This window comes from Sphingobacterium alimentarium (assembly GCF_004342685.1).
Lineage (GTDB): Bacteria > Bacteroidota > Bacteroidia > Sphingobacteriales > Sphingobacteriaceae > Sphingobacterium > Sphingobacterium alimentarium.
Genome location: NZ_SMBZ01000017.1, coordinates 37400 through 54106, shown reverse-complemented (window position 1 = coordinate 54106; position 16707 = coordinate 37400). Strand labels below are relative to the sequence as shown.

Below are 16707 nucleotides of genomic sequence, written 5' to 3'. Positions count from 1 at the left end.
AAAAAAGAGGGTAATACCCTCTTTCCAAATAATAATAAGATTGAATATTGTATTATTCCATATTGTGGTATACCGCCTGTACATCGTCATCCTCTTCGATTTTGTCGATAAGTTTGAGTACATCCGCAGCTTGTTCTTCCGTCAATGAGGTGTGGGATAGTGCAATACGCTCTAGTTTAGCAGATTTAAGCTCAATACCTTTTTCTTCTATTAGGCGCTGCATATTTCCGAAATCTTCGAAAGAAGTCTGTACCACGACGATGTCGTTTCCTTCTTCGTCCGCCTCAACGTATAATTCTTCTAAACCGCCATCGATCAATTCCAATTCCAATTCTTCCACATCTAAATCTTCAGCAGCTGCAAAACGAAAAATAGATTTGCGATTGAAAATAAAATCTAAAGAACCCGTTTTTCCTAATGAACCGCCAGATTTTGTGAAATAAGATCTGATATTTGCTACTGTACGATTGGTATTGTCCGTCGCTGTTTCGATTAACACGGGTACACCATGTGGACCATAGCCTTCGTATACAAATTCTTCGTAGCCTTTTGAATCTTTTTCTGAAGCTCTTTTGATAGCTGCTTCCACACGATCTTTAGGCATATTCACTGCTTTCGCATTTTGGATAGCCGTACGCAAACGTGAGTTGTTCTCCGGGTGAGGGCCACCTTCTTTTACAGCGATAGCAATTTCTTTTCCTAAACGTGTGAATTGGACCGCCATTTTGGCCCAGCGCTTAAATTTTCTTTCCTTTCTAAATTCAAAAGCTCTACCCATTGTTGTTTATTTGTTTTAAGATTTTCGATCATTTCTCGTGTCAAATCTTCAAGGTTGTATTCAAGCTTCCAATTCCAGTCCTTCTGAGCGTACTCGTCGTTTATACTCTTCGGCCATGAATCAGCAATAGCTTGGCGTGGGTCCCCATCTGCATAAGACATGTCAAAATTAGGAAGAATTTTTTTAATTTCTTGAGCAATCTCTGTAGGAGTAAAGGAAATACCTGCCAAATTATAGCTAGAGCGAATCGTTAAGTTTTCGGCCGGAGCATCCATAAGTTCGATGGTGGCGCGTACAGCATCATCCATATACATCATAGGCAAAGCGGTATTTTCGGACAAGAAAGAGGTGTAGGCGCCTTTTGCCAAAGCCTCAAAGAAAATATGAACAGCATAATCTGTCGTGCCGCCTCCTGGCGCAGTTTTCCATGATATAATTCCTGGGTAACGGATACTGCGGATATCTAATCCGTACTTCGCGTGGTAATATTCTACCAATCTTTCTCCTGAAAGCTTACTAATCCCATAAATACTATTAGGATCCATTACACAGTACTGCGGAGTATCAATTTTTGGTGAATGAGGCCCAAATACGGCGATAGAGCTTGGCCAAAATATTTTTTTGATGCCTAGTTCTACAGCCAGATCCAAGACATTCAATAGTCCATTCATGTTTAGATCCCACGCTTTTTGCGGATACTGCTCACCCGTAGCGGATAGCATAGCAGCAAGCAAATAAATCTGCGTAGGCTTATACTTGAGGAATAATTCTTTTAATAGATTTTTGTCTAGAACATTTGCCGTTTCGAATATATCGCCCTCTTCCAGCTGCTGTGGAGGCCTAATATCGGAGGTAATGACGTTTTCTTTACCAAATTTATTGCGTAGTGCCAATGCTAATTCAGACCCAATCTGACCGTTAGCACCAAGGATGATTATTGTTTCTTTCATATGATACAGCAAAGTTATTTGTTTTTCAATGTCTTGTCAATGAGTAGATTAACACAAACGGTTGTTTAAATTGTTCTGTCTTACCGTTGTGGTTAAAAATTCTCGTATAGCAGATGTAATGTCCTTTAACACAGGGTTGTCCATTTTCATTCCGGCCATCCCAGGTCAGTGTGCCATGGGTGCCGGCCAGATTTTGATGCGCCAATTTTCTCATCAACTGTCCTTTTTCGTTGTATATTTCGACAGCAATGATGTAATTAGGTTGCATCAATTCATAGTTTATCTCTAACACATCCTCATAGCCATCCCCATTAGGAGATACGGTTTTGGAGGTCAAGTGAATGTTGTTTTGTTGGAGACCAAGATCATCCGTAGAATTTTGGTAACCCGGAGTCACCCCACCTACCAGCGTGGACGCTGAATGAAAGAGCGGCTTTTGTGGGGTTAATCGTTCTAAGGATACGCCTTTTGGCTGTACAAGATGCCCGGAGTGCATATTACTATTGTAATATACAGAGTCGATAAGGATATCTCGGTCCGAATATAAGGTAACTATGCCTTGTTGATTGGCATAGGGCGGCAGTGCAGCCGTCTGCAGTATATTTTGTCTATGGCTTTGAGGGTAATGCTGAACAAGGACATCTGGATGGGTCGTTATCGCTAGATGTTGGTGGCTTTCTAAAAGATAAAAATCCGAAGTAATGGTTCTATTCCCCAACTTGAAGTTTTGAAGGTTAATGCTGTAGTCTGTATTATTATATATCTCTACGAAATCCACACCACCTTCGCGCGGATTAAACAGAATCTCGTTAATTACAATATCGCCTCTTTGTATCTCTTTTTGGTCAAATAATTTACTCTCAAACGATGCAATAGCCAAGTTGCAAAGTTTTAATCCGTTGAATTGGAGTGTGTATAGTTTTTGGGGATCCACCACCTTAGAGAAGGTAAGGATAATCGAGCCGTTGCTTACATGGACATCTATGGCGTTATCAATGCCTTCGTCAAGACTGAATGAATTGGGACTAGTGATATCTATGAAGGCTGCGTCAATCTGAAAGCGAATCTCTACTTTATTTTGTTGGATATGATAATGCTGAATTTGTAGAGTCGGAGCAAAATCTTTATTCCATACAGTATTAGACTGTCCAGGCGTTCCACCCGATAAGGAAAGAGTGGCAGACCAATTGAGATTGATATTGCATTTCCATTCTGGACTGATGCGCTCCAAACTCCAACCGCCATTCCTTTTGCTGCTGCTGTTGTACCAGCTATCGCGGTATGACACTTCATCTAAGATCTCATCGTTCGCCGTTAACTTGACTGTGGCTCCTGTATTACTCAATGCATACCAGCGCGAAAGACCAATTGCATTTCCAAATCGGGCAAATTCATTTACGGATTCGGGACTACACAAAATGACGTATTGCCGAGGTGCTAAATGATGGGTGGGCAGTGAGATTTGGTTGGTATTAATATGGAGCGTGATATTACCAAGATCAATAGCTGTTGACCCGTTGTTGTATAATTCGATGTACTCAAATGGTGGGAGTGATGCGACATTGTTTGGATTGATCATGAGTTCGTTGATGACCAAGCGGTCAACAGGTTGAGACCATCCTTTGAGAAGAGGAGTGAATAGCAGAATAAGCCAGAATAAAAACAATTTTAATATTGATCTCATGCTTTTTTTATTCTTTGTGCGTATGTTTTGTTGAGAGGGGCAATTTACAGAATAATTTTCTCTAGAAAATATTTATACATTGTGTTTGTTCCGTGTATTGGCTTGAAATATTAATAAAATGATAATCAATCGGCTGTTTTTTGAAGGTATATTTGAATTTTGAAGTAATTTGAATGCGAAAAATTTAAAATTGTATGGTTTTCCTAATTTTAATTTGTTATGTTTGAATCCATTAATTAATAAGTATAAAGCAACAATTGTAAAGAAATGAAAGTAGCAGTAGTTGGCGCAACGGGTTTAGTTGGGTCCGAAATGTTAAAAGTATTGGCGGAGAGAAACTTTCCCCTAACCGAATTAATTCCAGTAGCATCAGAAAGAAGTAAGGGCAAGGAAATTGAATTCAAGGGTAAGCAATACAAGGTAGTCACTCCATCAGAAGCTATTGCACTCAAACCAGATGTAGCTTTATTCTCTGCGGGCGGTGGCACATCGACAGAGTATGCACCTCTATTTGCAGAAGCAGGTATTACTGTGATTGATAATTCATCAGCATGGCGTATGGACCCTACTAAAAAATTAGTAGTGCCCGAAGTGAATGGTGATGTATTGACGGCTGAAGATAAAATCATTGCCAACCCAAATTGTTCGACAATTCAAATGGTAGTGGTATTAAAACCATTACATGAAAAATATAAAATCAAGCGCGTCGTAGTATCCACTTACCAGTCGGTGACAGGTACCGGTGTGAAAGCTGTTCAGCAGCTACATGATGAGCGTACAGGCGTAGAGGGCGAGAAAGCATACCCTTACCAAATCGACTTAAACGTGATTCCTCAGATTGATGTATTCCAGGATAATGGATATACCAAAGAGGAGATGAAGATGATATTGGAAACGAACAAAATTATGCAAGATGATTCTATTCGTGTGACAGCGACTACAGTTCGTATTCCAGTAATGGGTGGTCACTCAGAGTCTGTGAACATTGAGTTTGAGAATGATTTTGATTTGAATGAACTGAGAGAAGCCTTGCGTGCTCAAGAAGGTGTGATTGTCGTTGATAATCCGGCTAATTTGGAATACCCAATGCCAAAAGATGCACACGGTAAAGATGAGGTATTCGTAGGACGTATACGTCGTGATGAATCACAAGACAAGACTGTGAACCTTTGGATTGTAGCAGACAATCTGCGTAAAGGTGCTGCCACAAATGCCGTTCAAGTCGCGGAATTGTTGTCTAAGAAGGGACTAATTTAATTTTTCACTTAAAGCTGTAAGAAAACTTACAGCTTTTTTTGTTTCTTACCGTAGTAACTCTCTTAAATCGTCTTGAGTCAAGGATTTTACAAAAGTTTCTTCTGTCGTGATTAAGGTTGTAGCAATCGACAACTTTCGATTTTGAAGCGCCACAATCTTTTCCTCCACGGTGTCCTTGCTGATGAATTTGTAGATAAAGACATTGCGTTTTTGGCCGATACGATGCGATCTATCAATCGCTTGTTGCTCCACAGCCGGATTCCACCAAGGGTCGAGGATAAATACATAATCTGCCTCTGTCAGGTTGAGCCCCACACCACCAGCCTTGATAGAAATCAAAAATATTCTAACTTCTTCCTTTTCTTTGAACTCCTGCACGGCCCTCGCGCGATCTTTCGTTGCGCCATCCAAGTAAGCGTATGGAATGTCTTTTTTGTCAAAATACTCTTTGAACAAATCCAAATGCTTGACGAATTGGGAAAAGATCAACACTTTGTTGCCTTCGGAAGAAATTGACTGCAGCATCTCTATGACCGCCTTAAATTTACCCGAATCTTTACTGTATTTTGTGTCCACCATCTTGGGGTGGTTCGCCAGCTGCCGCAACTTGGTAAGCCCTTGCAACAATGCTATCTGTGTGCCTTTCGCACTATTATTGACAACGCCTTCCAATAGCGCATTGCGATATTCCGATTTTGTGGATTCGTAAATTTCGGCCTGCGCCTCGTCCATTTCGCAATAAATGATTTGCTCCGTCTTAGGCGGTAGCTCCGTGGCCACCTGATTTTTGGTGCGGCGCAATACAAATGGCTTTATTATCGCCTGCAAACGCTTCGCTGTATGCTCATCCTTTTTCTTCTCGATGGCAGTTACAAATTCTTTCTGAAAGAAAGAATAACTTCCCAACAATCCCGGGTTGGTAAAGTGCATCTGAGACCAAATATCCGAAACAGAGTTCTCGATTGGCGTCCCGCTTAGTGCCAGCTTATACCTGCTTTTTAGGGATTTGATAGATTTAAAAGATTTGGATGTAGGATTCTTAATATTTTGACTCTCGTCTAATATGATATAATTAAAAAAGAATTTGCTAAACAAATCTTCATCACTACGAATAATGCCATATGTGGTGATGATGAGATCGAAATGAGTGAAAGCATAAGGGTCTTTATAGCGGTTGGACCCGATATGCGTGAGGATCCGCAAGTGAGGGGCAAACCTATTGGCCTCTCGTTGCCAATTGTAAACCAAGGAAGTAGGCAGTACCAATAAAGAGGTCTTTGCATAATCCGTGTTTTTCAACTCCTCTTTTTGCTTTTGCAACAGCGCTAATGTCTGTACCGTTTTACCCAAGCCCATATCGTCTGCTAGCACCCCACCAAACTTAAACTCTTGAAGAAAATGAAACCAATTGTAACCCGCTTCTTGGTAAGGTCGAAGGCTACCATTGAAATCCTGCGGTGGACTTACTGCGGCAATTTCTTCGAAATTTGTTAAGTTTTGAAGTTTGCGGCTCATGGTGAGTGCGGTATGCTCAGATATTTCATGCAATATACCAATGTGCGCTTTATTGAGTTGTAATCCCGATTTCTTAATTGCAAACTGAAACAAATGCTCGTACTGAGCAAACCATTCCTCTGGAATAATGGCAATCTCTCCGTTGGGCAACGCAAATTCTTGTATTCGGTTCAAGATATGATCACGCAACTGTACAAATGGAATCTTGTAAGGTCCAAAGTTGGCAAACGCGCGCACATCAAACCAGTCATTGTCTTCGACCACTTCGATGTCAAGGGTCGTTTTGCCGATAAAGAAATGCTTATCTCCTGTCTCTTGCTTTATAACGAAACCTTTTTGAAGCAACTGCTCATGTTTGTCACTGAGCCATTCAAATACATTGGAGAATGCTTGGCCATTGGTAATATATCTGCCGAAAAGTGTGTCTTGTTTTTGCAGCCCTAATTCTGTCAGGTAAGTATGCAGATTGTCTTCCCAAATTGTCGAACGTTTGACACGGGTGAAGGTGTATAAATCTTTGTCCGGATCGTAAGTCATCTTGACTGAAATTTTTTGCTCTGCCGCTGGGGAGAACAAAAAATCAGCATATTGAAAACTTAGTTGAAGATGAGAATCCCCATTTTGTACATAATTGAGTGTCAAGATGGGAATAGTGTCTTCTTTCAATGTCTTAATGTCAAATCCTTCAGCATATACCGCATATTTTTCGATCAGCGGCGTGACGAAGGTTTCATAATATTTACGTTCCGTCGAGCGAGGAACAGAGATGTATCGTTTATTTAAAAAAGGCGCTAACTTCTTTCCTTCTAAGGGTTGGTCAAAATGATACAGTACATTATCCAGCAGAAGCCAGGCTTGTGAATTGATGATGACTTCCGCATTTTTAAACATGAATTCCATGCGGTGTCCATCGTATTTGAGCGTCGGAAAATACCGTGTTTCGGATTCGTTACGCCGAAAATGAAATAGGATGGAAGTAGTTTGGTCCGCGATCTGGAGTTGCTGTTCTGCGGGATAGCCATCCTTTCTGCTCATTAGATAGAGTGATTTGGCGCCGATGTATTCCAGGACTTTGAGCAGCTTCTTCTCCAGCCTTGGTCGAATATAATTGCGAACCTTGTCGTCGAATATTTTGGAAAAATAATCTGCAGGACGAACAGGCTTTTTGTGATACTTCTTGATAACGTTACTCTGTTCTACCTCATCCAGTAGCTTGATAATTTTGTAGTCCGTTTCATCCAGAGCATCAGCAAACTCATCCACCGTATTTGAGAATACACGTTTGTACGAAAGCGAAAGACTTCCATTCGGATTCAGCTGCACGATATGCGGCTCAATTAAATATCCTAGATAGGGATGTTCACCAATTGAATATATTAATTTGTACGGATGAGCGGTATCTATTTGTTGCATCAATTTTTAATAGGTATTCCCAAAAAAGACATCTAATATAAGCGGAATATCTATGAAGATAAAATAAAGATTCAATTATTTAGTGATTTCAATTTCACCTTTAAAAACAAAATTCGCCGGACCTTTCAGGTACACGCTGGTAAATGAGTTGCCTTCCCGAAAGAAAGAAATGTATAGTTGGCCTCCCAAAACGCGGATTGGAATAGTAATCTGCCCTTTCAGGTCCTTGTCAATAGCCATGGCCATAGCTGCTGCGGTAGCACCGGTTCCGCACGCAAAGGTTTCGTCTTCTACACCACGCTCAAATGTGCGTACAAAATAGCCATCGCCTTCTGCCTCGATAAAATTAACATTAATGCCTTCGTCGCCATAGGTTTCATTGTTTCGAATTGCATAGCCTTCCCGATATACATCCAGTTTATCAAGATTTTCGACTTTAAGAATATAATGTGGCGAACCGGTATTCAGGACATAAGCTTCCCCATCACGGTTAACTTGGTGAACATCAATCATTCCCAAGTTCACTTGATCTCCTGCGATTTCCGCTGAATGCGGCCCGTCCACTGCCAAAAAGTCAGTTTGGCTGCTGATGAGATTGAGATCTCTCGCAAATGCGACTATACAGCGTCCGCCATTGCCGCACATCGTGCCTTCAGCGCCGTCTGCGTTGTAATAAACCATTTCAAAATCAAAATTTTCTCTATATTGAAGCAGCATGAGGCCATCACCTCCGATGCCAAAGCGTCGGTCGCATAATGTCCGCACTAATTCATTATTATGCTTATCAAAAGCCCCATTTCTATTGTCAATTAACACAAAATCGTTGCCTGCTCCTTGATATTTAGAAAATTGAATTTTCATCCTTAAAATATTTGAAATTTTCTATCGAATTTAATATTCTTGTTACACAATCATGCCGATTTGTTAAAACTTGTTAAAAACCGTATAATAATACAATATGTTAACAAAATTTAACTGACAAAACTTGTGTCATCTGCCAATGTGGTATTACATTTGAATACTTCGTACAAGGTAAGAATAGATAATTAATAATTGAATTTTAAAACAGCAATAAGTAATATGAAAAAAATAGGAGTAAGTTTATTGACAGCTGTCTTAGGAGGTGCGGTGGCTGTAGGCGGATATAAATTGTTTGAAGACAAGCAATTTAATCAGATGACCTTAGAAGAACAACAAAAAGTATATTATGCGAATAATCCTGCTGGGGAGATGCTGTCATCAACTGGTAATCCGGATTTTACGCAAGCGGCAGCTGCGGTATCACCGGGTGTGGTTCATATCAAAGTAACGATGACTGCTCGTGGCTCGCAACGCGGTGGTGGTTCTTCGCCCTTTGATATGTTTGAAGAGTTTTTCGGAATGCCTCAACGCCGTCAAGCACAACCTCGTCAAGCACAGGCTTCAGGTTCAGGTGTAATCTTGACACCTGATGGATATATCGTAACGAACAATCATGTTGTTGAGAATGCAGATAAAATCGAAGTGCAATTGACCGACAAACGTACTTTTGAAGCTAAAGTTATTGGTCGTGACCCAAATACAGACTTGGCATTGCTTAAAGTGAGTGCTACCAATTTACCTATGGTAAGAATGGGTGATTCAGATAATGTACAGATTGGTGAGTGGGTATTGGCTGTTGGTTATCCGTTGAGTTTGCAATCTACTGTGACTGCAGGGATTGTCAGCGCCAAAGGACGTCAAATTGGGATCTTAGGTGAATCGCAACAAATGCCTAGAGGCTACGGAAATGAAGACCAACAAATCATAAATACAGCTATTGAATCCTTTATTCAAACCGATGCGGTGATCAATAAAGGAAATAGTGGTGGTGCATTGGTGAATGCAAGAGGAGAATTGATCGGTATCAATTCCGCGATTGCTTCTCCTACTGGAGTATATGCGGGTTATGGATTTGCAATTCCAATCAATTTGGCGAAAAAAATTCTAGATGATTTCAAAGAATTTGGTAGCGTAAAACGCGGTTTCATCGGGGTTACATTTACTGAAATCAATGAAGCATTGCGTACAGAAAAAGGTATTGATGATATCAATGGATTGTATGTACAGAATGTAGTAAAAGGTGGTGCTGCTGAAAGCGCTGGTATCAAAGGTGGTGATATCCTTACCAAAATCGAAGGACGCCCTATTTACTCTTCATCTGATTTGCAAGAGCGTATTGCGAGATTGCGCCCTGGCGACAAAGTGAAAATTACGTACAAACGTGATGGCAAAGAGAAAGATGTAACACTAACCTTAAAAGCGGAAGAAGAATCTAAAGCAAAACAAGGAGAAGGTGGAAGTAATGCAAGCGCAACAGAAATCTTCAATAAACTTGGAGCTAGCTTTATCCCTGCTACGGATGCACGTAAGAAAGAACTTGGTGTTTCTTCAGGGGTAGTGGTTACTCAAGTACATAAAGGGGGTGTATTCGAATACTTCGGTGTCGAAAAAGGATTAGTGATTACCGAAATAAATGGTAAATCCGTAAATAATGTCGATGATGTAGAATCTGCATTGACTGGTACACGACGAAATATTGTCCGTATCAAAGGTGTACCGCAGCGCGGTAGCACAGTAGAATTAAATGTTCCGATAGAGTATTAATCGGCTCAGTAAATAATATAAAATGGCTTTCTGCGGAAAGCCATTTTTGTTTTACAGAATAAAACAACATTTTTGTTGCATGAAGATTTTAATGGTTTGTTTGGGAAATATATGTCGCTCGCCGCTGGCGCACGGTATATTACAGCATATAGCAGATACGAAAAATTTGGGTTGGGAAATTGACTCCGCTGGCACAGGCGATTGGCACGTCGGTCAATGTCCGGACAGAAGAAGCATTGCGGTAGCCAAGAAATATGGCGTAGATATCGCAAACCAAAGAGCGCAGCATTTTACGGCAGCACTTTTTGATAAGTATGACCGCATATTCGTGATGGATAGACAAAATTATGCAGACGTCATTCGACTAGCAAAGAATGAAGAGCAACGCGCCAAAGTTTCTCCATTTTTGGATGATGATATCGTGCCGGATCCATACTATGATGATGCGATGTTTGAGCCTGTATATGCGATGGTGGAAGAAAGATGCCAAGAATTAATTTTACAATTGTCCAAATAACGTAACGAAAACACAAGGTTGTGCTAATCCGAATTATAATGATTATTTTGGCACAATAGCTATAATATGAAAGCAACAGAAGTAAATCAAAAATGGAACGTACTACGGGAAGCCATTGCTCAGCGTTTTGACATGGAATTACCTGATTTAAAAGTCATGCTATTTTTGATAGGAGTACAAGAATTGGGCAAAGGACCCAAGCAATTCTCAAAACGGGAGAAAGAAGAGTTGATGCATATTGCTACATGCCGACTATTTTCGTCTATGGGTTTTTATGAGTTGGTAGGATTGGATGAAGAAGGCTGGCCACATTGGAAATTAATTAAACCGGTGCCCAATTATACATTGATGGAGCAAGAGTTGATTATTAAATCCCTTATCGTAGATTACTTTCAAGATTTAGATTTTATATAAGAATGAAAAGAATATTTTTTAGTCTAATACTGACACTATTCACTTTACAGATTTTTGCTCAAAAACCTCAGCATTACTACGTAGAGATAAAAACAAATAAAGGGGTAATCACTGCGCAATTGTACAATGAGACACCAAAGCATCGTGATAATTTTAAGAAGCTTGTGAGCGAAGGGTATTACGATGGTATACTTTTTCACCGTGTGATTAAGAATTTTATGATTCAAGGAGGTGATCCCAATTCCAAATTGCCAACTACGACAAGTTTGACAGTATTGGGAAATGGAGGCCCAGACTATCGTATAAAATCAGAAATTCAATCCGGCATTTTTCATAAAAAAGGTGCTTTGGGTGCTGCAAGAGATAATAATCCGGCGAAAGAATCTTCGGGTTCACAATTTTATATCGTGCAAGGTCGCAAATTTACTGATGCAGGCTTAGATTCGTTGGTTGTAAATCGTATGCAAGGCAAAAAATTCTCCGCGCAACAACGCGAAGCGTATAAAACAGTAGGTGGCACGCCTCATTTAGATGGCAATTACACGGTTTTTGGAGAAGTACTAACCGGTATTGAGGCTGTAGATCAAATTGCGGACGTAACCACGGATAAGGTGGATAGACCCATCAGCGATGAGCCCATGTATATGCGTTTGTTGACTCGTCGTGAGGCAATCAATCTGGAGAGAGTACGCAGTGGATTAGAACCGAAAACTGGTTTTTTTACACGCTTGTTTGATTCTTTCAAGTCTAAAAATTATAAGCTCTAACTCATGAAAATCGTCACTTATAATGTAAATGGCCTTAGAGCTGCCTTGAAAAAAGATTGGTTGGGCTGGTTGGAGTCGGTAAATCCAGACGTGGTATGCTTGCAAGAGATCAAAGCTACTCCTGATCAGGTGCCCGAAATTTTATTTTTAGAACAAATGGGCTATGAGCACTATTGGTATCCTGCTCAGAAAAAAGGATATAGTGGCACGGCTATTTTGACCAAGATCACACCCAAGCATGTGGAGTATGGCTGCGGCCATGAAGATTATGACTTTGAGGGCCGTATTATCCGCGCTGATTTTGATGATGTATCGGTCATGAGTACATATTTTCCGTCCGGGACAACAGGGGATATACGTCAAGATTTCAAATATAGATTTTTGGATGATTTTCATCAGTATGCGCACAAGCTGCTGGAAGAGCATCCTAGTTTAGTCATCAGTGGAGATTATAACATTTGTCACCGCGCTATTGATATCCACAACCCAAAATCAAATGCTAATACATCTGGATTTTTACCTGCGGAGCGTGAATGGATGGAGAATTTTATCAATTCCGGATTTATTGATACGTTTAGGTCTTTAAATCCTGATCCCCATCACTATACTTGGTGGAGCTATAGAGCGGGGTCTAGGGCAAAGAACTTAGGCTGGCGTATCGATTATAATATGGCTTCTCAAGCATTGAAAGATAGAATTGTCGCAGCTAAAATAATACCTGAGGCGGTACACTCGGATCACTGTCCTGTTTTGCTAGAACTACTGTAGCTCTATATCGTTGATCTTCTGATGGGTATAAGAGCATCCATCAGAAGAGTTTTATAAGAAGAGAATGTTGATTTACTTTTTGTAGGTAGCAGAACATTTTTGAGTCTCCTCGACTTTGCAACGTATAAGTCTACAAGAAGTGCCTTGCAGCTGTTGTGGGGCCACCACTTCTACCAAATGCTTGGCAATATTTTCGGCCGTAGGATTAAAAGGCACTATTACTAAGCTTTCAGCAGTTAACTTTTGTAATTCTTCGAGCATCGGGTCATTACTCCAAATCAAAAATTTGTGATCATAATGGTCTTCTAACCACATACACAACTTTTCTTTTATTACAGAGAAATCCAATACACGACCAATCTCGTCCAATTCCTCGGCGGCTACTTCGAAGTGTATTCTGTAATTGTGACCATGAAGAAATCTGCATTTCCCTTCATGACCTACCACTCTATGTCCACATGAAATATCGTGATATCTTTCTGCTGTAATCATACTGCAAATATAAGGTAATTTTATCAATCAGCAGATATGCTGAGCCTATAGGCATTTCGGCTCTACAACTGATAAAATGTTAAGAATCTTCACAAAAGTTGTGTAATTAACTTTACACCAAAAGATTTTTGTAAATAAAAATCTGATTATAATGGGTTTAATGAACTTATTCCTAATTTATTTCAGAAAAGGGCAAAAAATCTATGCAAAAGACTATTTTATTTCATAATATTGCCTTGTGGACTTCATTGGCAATGAGTTCATAAAGGGCAAATTGCACGGAAAACCTATTATTATGACTCGTTTTAAACCGTGAGCTCAGCATCATTTTTTTATAATCGTTAAAATATCAACTATCAAACATGAAAAGAAGATTTCTTCTCACATTTTTCGGGGTAGCAGTGTATGCATCCTGTTTGATGGCCCAGCAAAAGTCTATTACTGGTAGGGTAGTGGCTCCAACAGGAGAGGCTTTGGGAAACGTTACAGTTATTGTTCAGGGAACAAATCGTACTGTTAAAACTAATCCTGACGGGTCCTTTACTATTCAGGCATCACCTGGAGAAAAACTATTGTTCCGCTCTATTGGGAGTAATGAACTTGTCCAAGAGGTCGGCACTGGAAATGTGTACAACATCACATTAATGGATTCAGAAGAATCCTTAGATGAAGTGGTGGTGACAGCTTTAGGTATTCGTAAAGAAAAGAAAGCGTTAGGCTATTCTGTTCAAGACCTTAAGGCTGATGAGCTGATGAAGAATAAGACAGCTAATATTGTCAATTCATTGGCTGGTAAAGTAGCTGGTGTGAATGTTACGCAGACCTCAGGCTCTGCAGGGGCCGGAGCGCAGATTATTTTGCGTGGAGGAACTTCATTAGAGCGTGATAATCAACCTTTGTTTGTAGTAGATGGTGTAATCTACGATAACTCTACTGTATTAGGAGGAAATAGCGGTTTTGATGGCGCACAATCTGTTTCTTCTACCAATAGTAACCGTATCATGGATGTCAATCCAGAAGATGTAGAAAACATGTCCATCTTAAAGGGACCTGCAGCAGCAGCGTTATATGGTTCCAGAGCAGCGGCAGGTGCGATTATTATTACTACTAAAAAAGGTAAAGAAGGTAGAGCTGAGGTAGCATTTTCTTCTCGCGCTTCTACCAATTGGGTCAATCGCCTACCTGAGCAACAAAGCAAATATAAACGAGGATATTACAATGCTGCGGGCGTTTTGGATGATTACACGACACAATCTTGGGGCGAAACTTTCGGTCCAAATGATGTCATGTATGACAATATCAAAAACTTTTTCAATAACTCTACTGTATATGACAATACAGTAAGCTTAGCAGGAGGTAGTGCAAATACAACATTTTATGTTTCAGCATCACGCTTTGATCAGACGGGTATTGTGCCTAATACAGGCTACGATAAAACTACATTTAGATTTAACGGAGACCAAAAATATGGTCGTCTGACTTTAGGGACGAATGTTGCATATTCATTAGCGAATACAGATAAAACGTTAACTTCTGCAGGTCTATATAATTCTGGGGGTACGGGTGCTATGAATTCTGTGTACCGCTGGTCGAGAAATGATGATATGACCAAATATCTGAATGAAGACGGTAGTAAGTATAGAATGTTTGGCGACAGACAGCGATTAGAGGATGATGTTGAAAATCCATATTGGACAATCAACAAAAACATGCTGGACGATAAAACAGAACGTTTCACTGCTAACCTAAATGCCAACATGAAGTTAGCTGATTGGTGGAATTTGTCATATCGTGTAGGAACAGACAGTTATTTGACACGAAATAATACGTTGATCTCTCCTGAAGGTGCCGTGAGAGTTCAATGGCAAAATGGTATGATGTCCGCTAGTGACTACCGATTTAATTATTGGTCTTCAAACTTAATGTCCAATTTTGAAAAAACAGTTGGTGATTTTGACTTAGGAGCATTAGTGGGTTTCTTCTCGGAGCAAACAAAAGTGAGCAACGAAAGACGAGTAGGTTTTGATTTCGTAATTGATGACTTTTATAGTTTCGAAAACATTGTAGATGCTAATAAGAGGTTTAATTCTACAGAATCTAAAAGACGTTTATTCGGTCTATATGGTGAATTAAGAGCTGGTTACAAGAATATGTTATTCTTGAATGTGACGGGTCGTAACGATTGGACTTCAACATTGCCTGTGGCTAATCGTTCTTATTTCTACCCATCAGTAGGTGGTAGTTTTGTGTTTTCAGAATTAACGAAAGATGTGACATGGCTTAACTATGGTAAATTGCGTGCTTCTTGGGCTAAAGTAGGTAAAGATGCTTCGCCTTATTTGACTGCGACAACATTGTGGCCATCAAGAGAATTTATAGGAGGATTGGTGGGAACGGGTAACTTCTGGAATCGTGGTAATCCAGGTTTAAGACCTGAAACTACAACTTCCTTTGAAGTAGGTGCTGAATTGAGATTCTTAAATAACCGCTTAGGAATAGATTATACCTATTATACAAACAATTCATACGATCAGATTGTGTCTCCACGTATGGGACAGACGACTGGATATATTTTGGTGTCAGTCAATGCAGGAGATATCTATAATAAAGGTATGGAGCTCGCGTTGACAGGTAAGCCTGTAGTAACCTCTAATTTTACTTGGGATGCAACATTGAACATGGCTAAAAATAGAGGAACATTGGATAATCTGATAAAAGGTAATGAAATTCTATATGTTACCGATGTTCAGGTTGGTAATGCAAAAGCTGCTTCTTTCAATGGCGGTGACTTCATGGCTATTTCAGGTTCAAGATGGACGCGCACTCCGGATGGCAAAGTGGTATTAGACTCTAATACAGGAATGCCAATAAGTGATAACTCAACTACTTATCAAATCGGTAATCGTGAGCCAAAATTAACAGGTGGTTTTAACAATAGCTTACAGTACAAAGATTTGAATTTCTCATTCTTGTGGGATTTCAGAATCGGTGGAGATGTGTACAATGGTACAGATTACTTTATGACTGTCAATGGTATGAGTAAACGTACTATGGAAAGAGAAAGTTTAACAATCGATGGTGCGGTGCAGACAGGTACTGTGGACGGCGTTGCTACGTATGAAGACCGTAGCTTTACTTATGAAGCAGATCAATTTTACATGATTAGAAATGTAAATACAAGTGGCCGTAAAATTATACAAGATTATTATTCAGATTTTTACGTTAGAGAGAGTGCTAATTTCCAAACCAATACAAATTGGTTGAGATTAAGAACAGTTTCGCTTTCTTATGATTTTACCAAATATGTAGCTAAAAATGCTTCGTTAAATAGAATAGTAAAAGGACTTACAGCAACTGCTCAAGGTACCAACCTATTGTTATTTACAAACTATAAAGGTATGGATCCCGAAGCTTCGGCAGCAGGATCTGGCGTAGTTGGGTCTAGCTCAGTGGGTATAGATTTCAATGGTGTACCAAGTACCGCTGGCTTTATGTTTGGTGTTAACTTAAAATTCTAATAATTCGCA

General features: G+C 39.9%; 13 protein-coding genes. 7 read left to right on the top strand and 6 right to left on the bottom strand.

What is annotated here, in order from left to right:
* Positions 1–52: 52 nt before the first annotated feature.
* The 3 genes from EDC17_RS07890 to EDC17_RS07880 are packed head-to-tail and all read right to left on the bottom strand — an operon-like array spanning position 53 to position 3412.
* The gene (locus EDC17_RS07890; RefSeq protein WP_132777547.1) at positions 53–778 is read right to left on the bottom strand and encodes a YebC/PmpR family DNA-binding transcriptional regulator; all 726 of its coding nucleotides are present in this window, start codon (positions 776–778) and stop codon (positions 53–55) included.
* Positions 700–1728: an NAD-dependent epimerase/dehydratase family protein gene (locus EDC17_RS07885; protein WP_207895723.1), complete on the bottom strand. Its 1029-nt coding sequence runs from the start codon at positions 1726–1728 to the stop codon at positions 700–702. Before EDC17_RS07885 ends, EDC17_RS07890 begins: the two co-directional genes overlap by 79 nt.
* 25 nt (positions 1729–1753) lie before the next feature.
* Positions 1754–3412: a lamin tail domain-containing protein gene (locus tag EDC17_RS07880; protein WP_132777545.1), complete on the bottom strand. Its 1659-nt coding sequence runs from the start codon at positions 3410–3412 to the stop codon at positions 1754–1756.
* Positions 3413–3679: 267 nt separating this feature from the next.
* Between EDC17_RS07880 and EDC17_RS07875 the strand changes: the two genes are divergently transcribed.
* Positions 3680–4669: an aspartate-semialdehyde dehydrogenase gene (locus tag EDC17_RS07875; RefSeq protein WP_132777544.1), complete on the top strand. Its 990-nt coding sequence runs from the start codon at positions 3680–3682 to the stop codon at positions 4667–4669.
* A 45-nt stretch (positions 4670–4714) separates the two neighbouring features.
* Here the strand turns inward: EDC17_RS07875 and EDC17_RS07870 are convergent, their stop codons facing one another.
* Together EDC17_RS07870 and dapF are read right to left on the bottom strand one after the other, a co-directional pair.
* Positions 4715–7597 carry a DEAD/DEAH box helicase gene (locus EDC17_RS07870; RefSeq protein WP_132777543.1) on the bottom strand — a complete coding sequence of 961 codons (2883 nt, stop codon included), beginning with the start codon at positions 7595–7597 and terminating at the stop codon, positions 4715–4717.
* A 75-nt stretch (positions 7598–7672) separates the two neighbouring features.
* Positions 7673–8458, bottom strand: coding sequence for a diaminopimelate epimerase (gene dapF, locus EDC17_RS07865; RefSeq protein ID WP_132777542.1), 786 nt, complete (start codon positions 8456–8458; stop codon positions 7673–7675).
* A gap of 219 nt (positions 8459–8677) precedes the next feature.
* Here dapF and EDC17_RS07860 point away from each other — a divergent pair, with 219 nt between their 5' ends.
* The 5 genes from EDC17_RS07860 to EDC17_RS07840 all read left to right on the top strand — a co-directional run bounded on the left by EDC17_RS07860 (position 8678) and on the right by EDC17_RS07840 (position 12688).
* Positions 8678–10222, top strand: a complete 1545-nt coding sequence (locus EDC17_RS07860; protein ID WP_132777541.1) for a Do family serine endopeptidase — start codon at positions 8678–8680, stop codon at positions 10220–10222.
* A 79-nt stretch (positions 10223–10301) separates the two neighbouring features.
* The gene (locus tag EDC17_RS07855; RefSeq protein ID WP_132777540.1) at positions 10302–10739 is read left to right on the top strand and encodes a low molecular weight protein-tyrosine-phosphatase; all 438 of its coding nucleotides are present in this window, start codon (positions 10302–10304) and stop codon (positions 10737–10739) included.
* A gap of 66 nt (positions 10740–10805) precedes the next feature.
* Positions 10806–11153, top strand: a complete 348-nt coding sequence (locus tag EDC17_RS07850) for a hypothetical protein (protein WP_132777539.1) — start codon at positions 10806–10808, stop codon at positions 11151–11153.
* A 2-nt stretch (positions 11154–11155) separates the two neighbouring features.
* Entirely contained in the window at positions 11156–11920 is a 765-nt protein-coding gene (locus EDC17_RS07845) for a peptidylprolyl isomerase (protein ID WP_132777538.1), read from the top strand.
* 3 nt (positions 11921–11923) lie between these two features.
* Complete coding sequence (locus EDC17_RS07840; RefSeq protein ID WP_132777537.1) at positions 11924–12688, top strand: exodeoxyribonuclease III; 765 nt, start codon at positions 11924–11926, stop codon at positions 12686–12688.
* A 72-nt stretch (positions 12689–12760) separates the two neighbouring features.
* Here the strand turns inward: EDC17_RS07840 and EDC17_RS07835 are convergent, their stop codons facing one another.
* Entirely contained in the window at positions 12761–13180 is a 420-nt protein-coding gene (locus tag EDC17_RS07835) for a 6-pyruvoyl trahydropterin synthase family protein (RefSeq protein ID WP_132777536.1), read from the bottom strand.
* Positions 13181–13542: 362 nt separating this feature from the next.
* On the opposite strand from EDC17_RS07835, the gene EDC17_RS07830 reads away from it, so the two are divergent.
* Entirely contained in the window at positions 13543–16698 is a 3156-nt protein-coding gene (locus tag EDC17_RS07830) for a SusC/RagA family TonB-linked outer membrane protein (RefSeq protein ID WP_132777535.1), read from the top strand.
* The last annotated feature ends 9 nt before the right edge of the window (positions 16699–16707 follow it).

Excerpts from the sequence above, each read along its gene's own strand:
- EDC17_RS07850 (WP_132777539.1), top strand. The coding sequence starts at position 10,806 with ATGAAAGCAACAGAAGTAAATCAAAAATGGAACGTACTACGGGAAGCC.
- EDC17_RS07870 (WP_132777543.1), bottom strand. The coding sequence starts at position 7,597 with ATGCAACAAATAGATACCGCTCATCCGTACAAATTAATATATTCAATT.
- dapF (WP_132777542.1), bottom strand. The coding sequence starts at position 8,458 with ATGAAAATTCAATTTTCTAAATATCAAGGAGCAGGCAACGATTTTGTG.
- EDC17_RS07875 (WP_132777544.1), top strand. The coding sequence starts at position 3,680 with ATGAAAGTAGCAGTAGTTGGCGCAACGGGTTTAGTTGGGTCCGAAATG.
- EDC17_RS07845 (WP_132777538.1), top strand. The coding sequence starts at position 11,156 with ATGAAAAGAATATTTTTTAGTCTAATACTGACACTATTCACTTTACAG.
- EDC17_RS07855 (WP_132777540.1), top strand. The coding sequence starts at position 10,302 with ATGAAGATTTTAATGGTTTGTTTGGGAAATATATGTCGCTCGCCGCTG.
- EDC17_RS07835 (WP_132777536.1), bottom strand. The coding sequence starts at position 13,180 with ATGATTACAGCAGAAAGATATCACGATATTTCATGTGGACATAGAGTG.
- EDC17_RS07890 (WP_132777547.1), bottom strand. The coding sequence starts at position 778 with ATGGGTAGAGCTTTTGAATTTAGAAAGGAAAGAAAATTTAAGCGCTGG.
- EDC17_RS07840 (WP_132777537.1), top strand. The coding sequence starts at position 11,924 with ATGAAAATCGTCACTTATAATGTAAATGGCCTTAGAGCTGCCTTGAAA.
- EDC17_RS07860 (WP_132777541.1), top strand. The coding sequence starts at position 8,678 with ATGAAAAAAATAGGAGTAAGTTTATTGACAGCTGTCTTAGGAGGTGCG.
- EDC17_RS07885 (WP_207895723.1), bottom strand. The coding sequence starts at position 1,728 with ATGAAAGAAACAATAATCATCCTTGGTGCTAACGGTCAGATTGGGTCT.
- EDC17_RS07880 (WP_132777545.1), bottom strand. The coding sequence starts at position 3,412 with ATGAGATCAATATTAAAATTGTTTTTATTCTGGCTTATTCTGCTATTC.
- EDC17_RS07830 (WP_132777535.1), top strand. The coding sequence starts at position 13,543 with ATGAAAAGAAGATTTCTTCTCACATTTTTCGGGGTAGCAGTGTATGCA.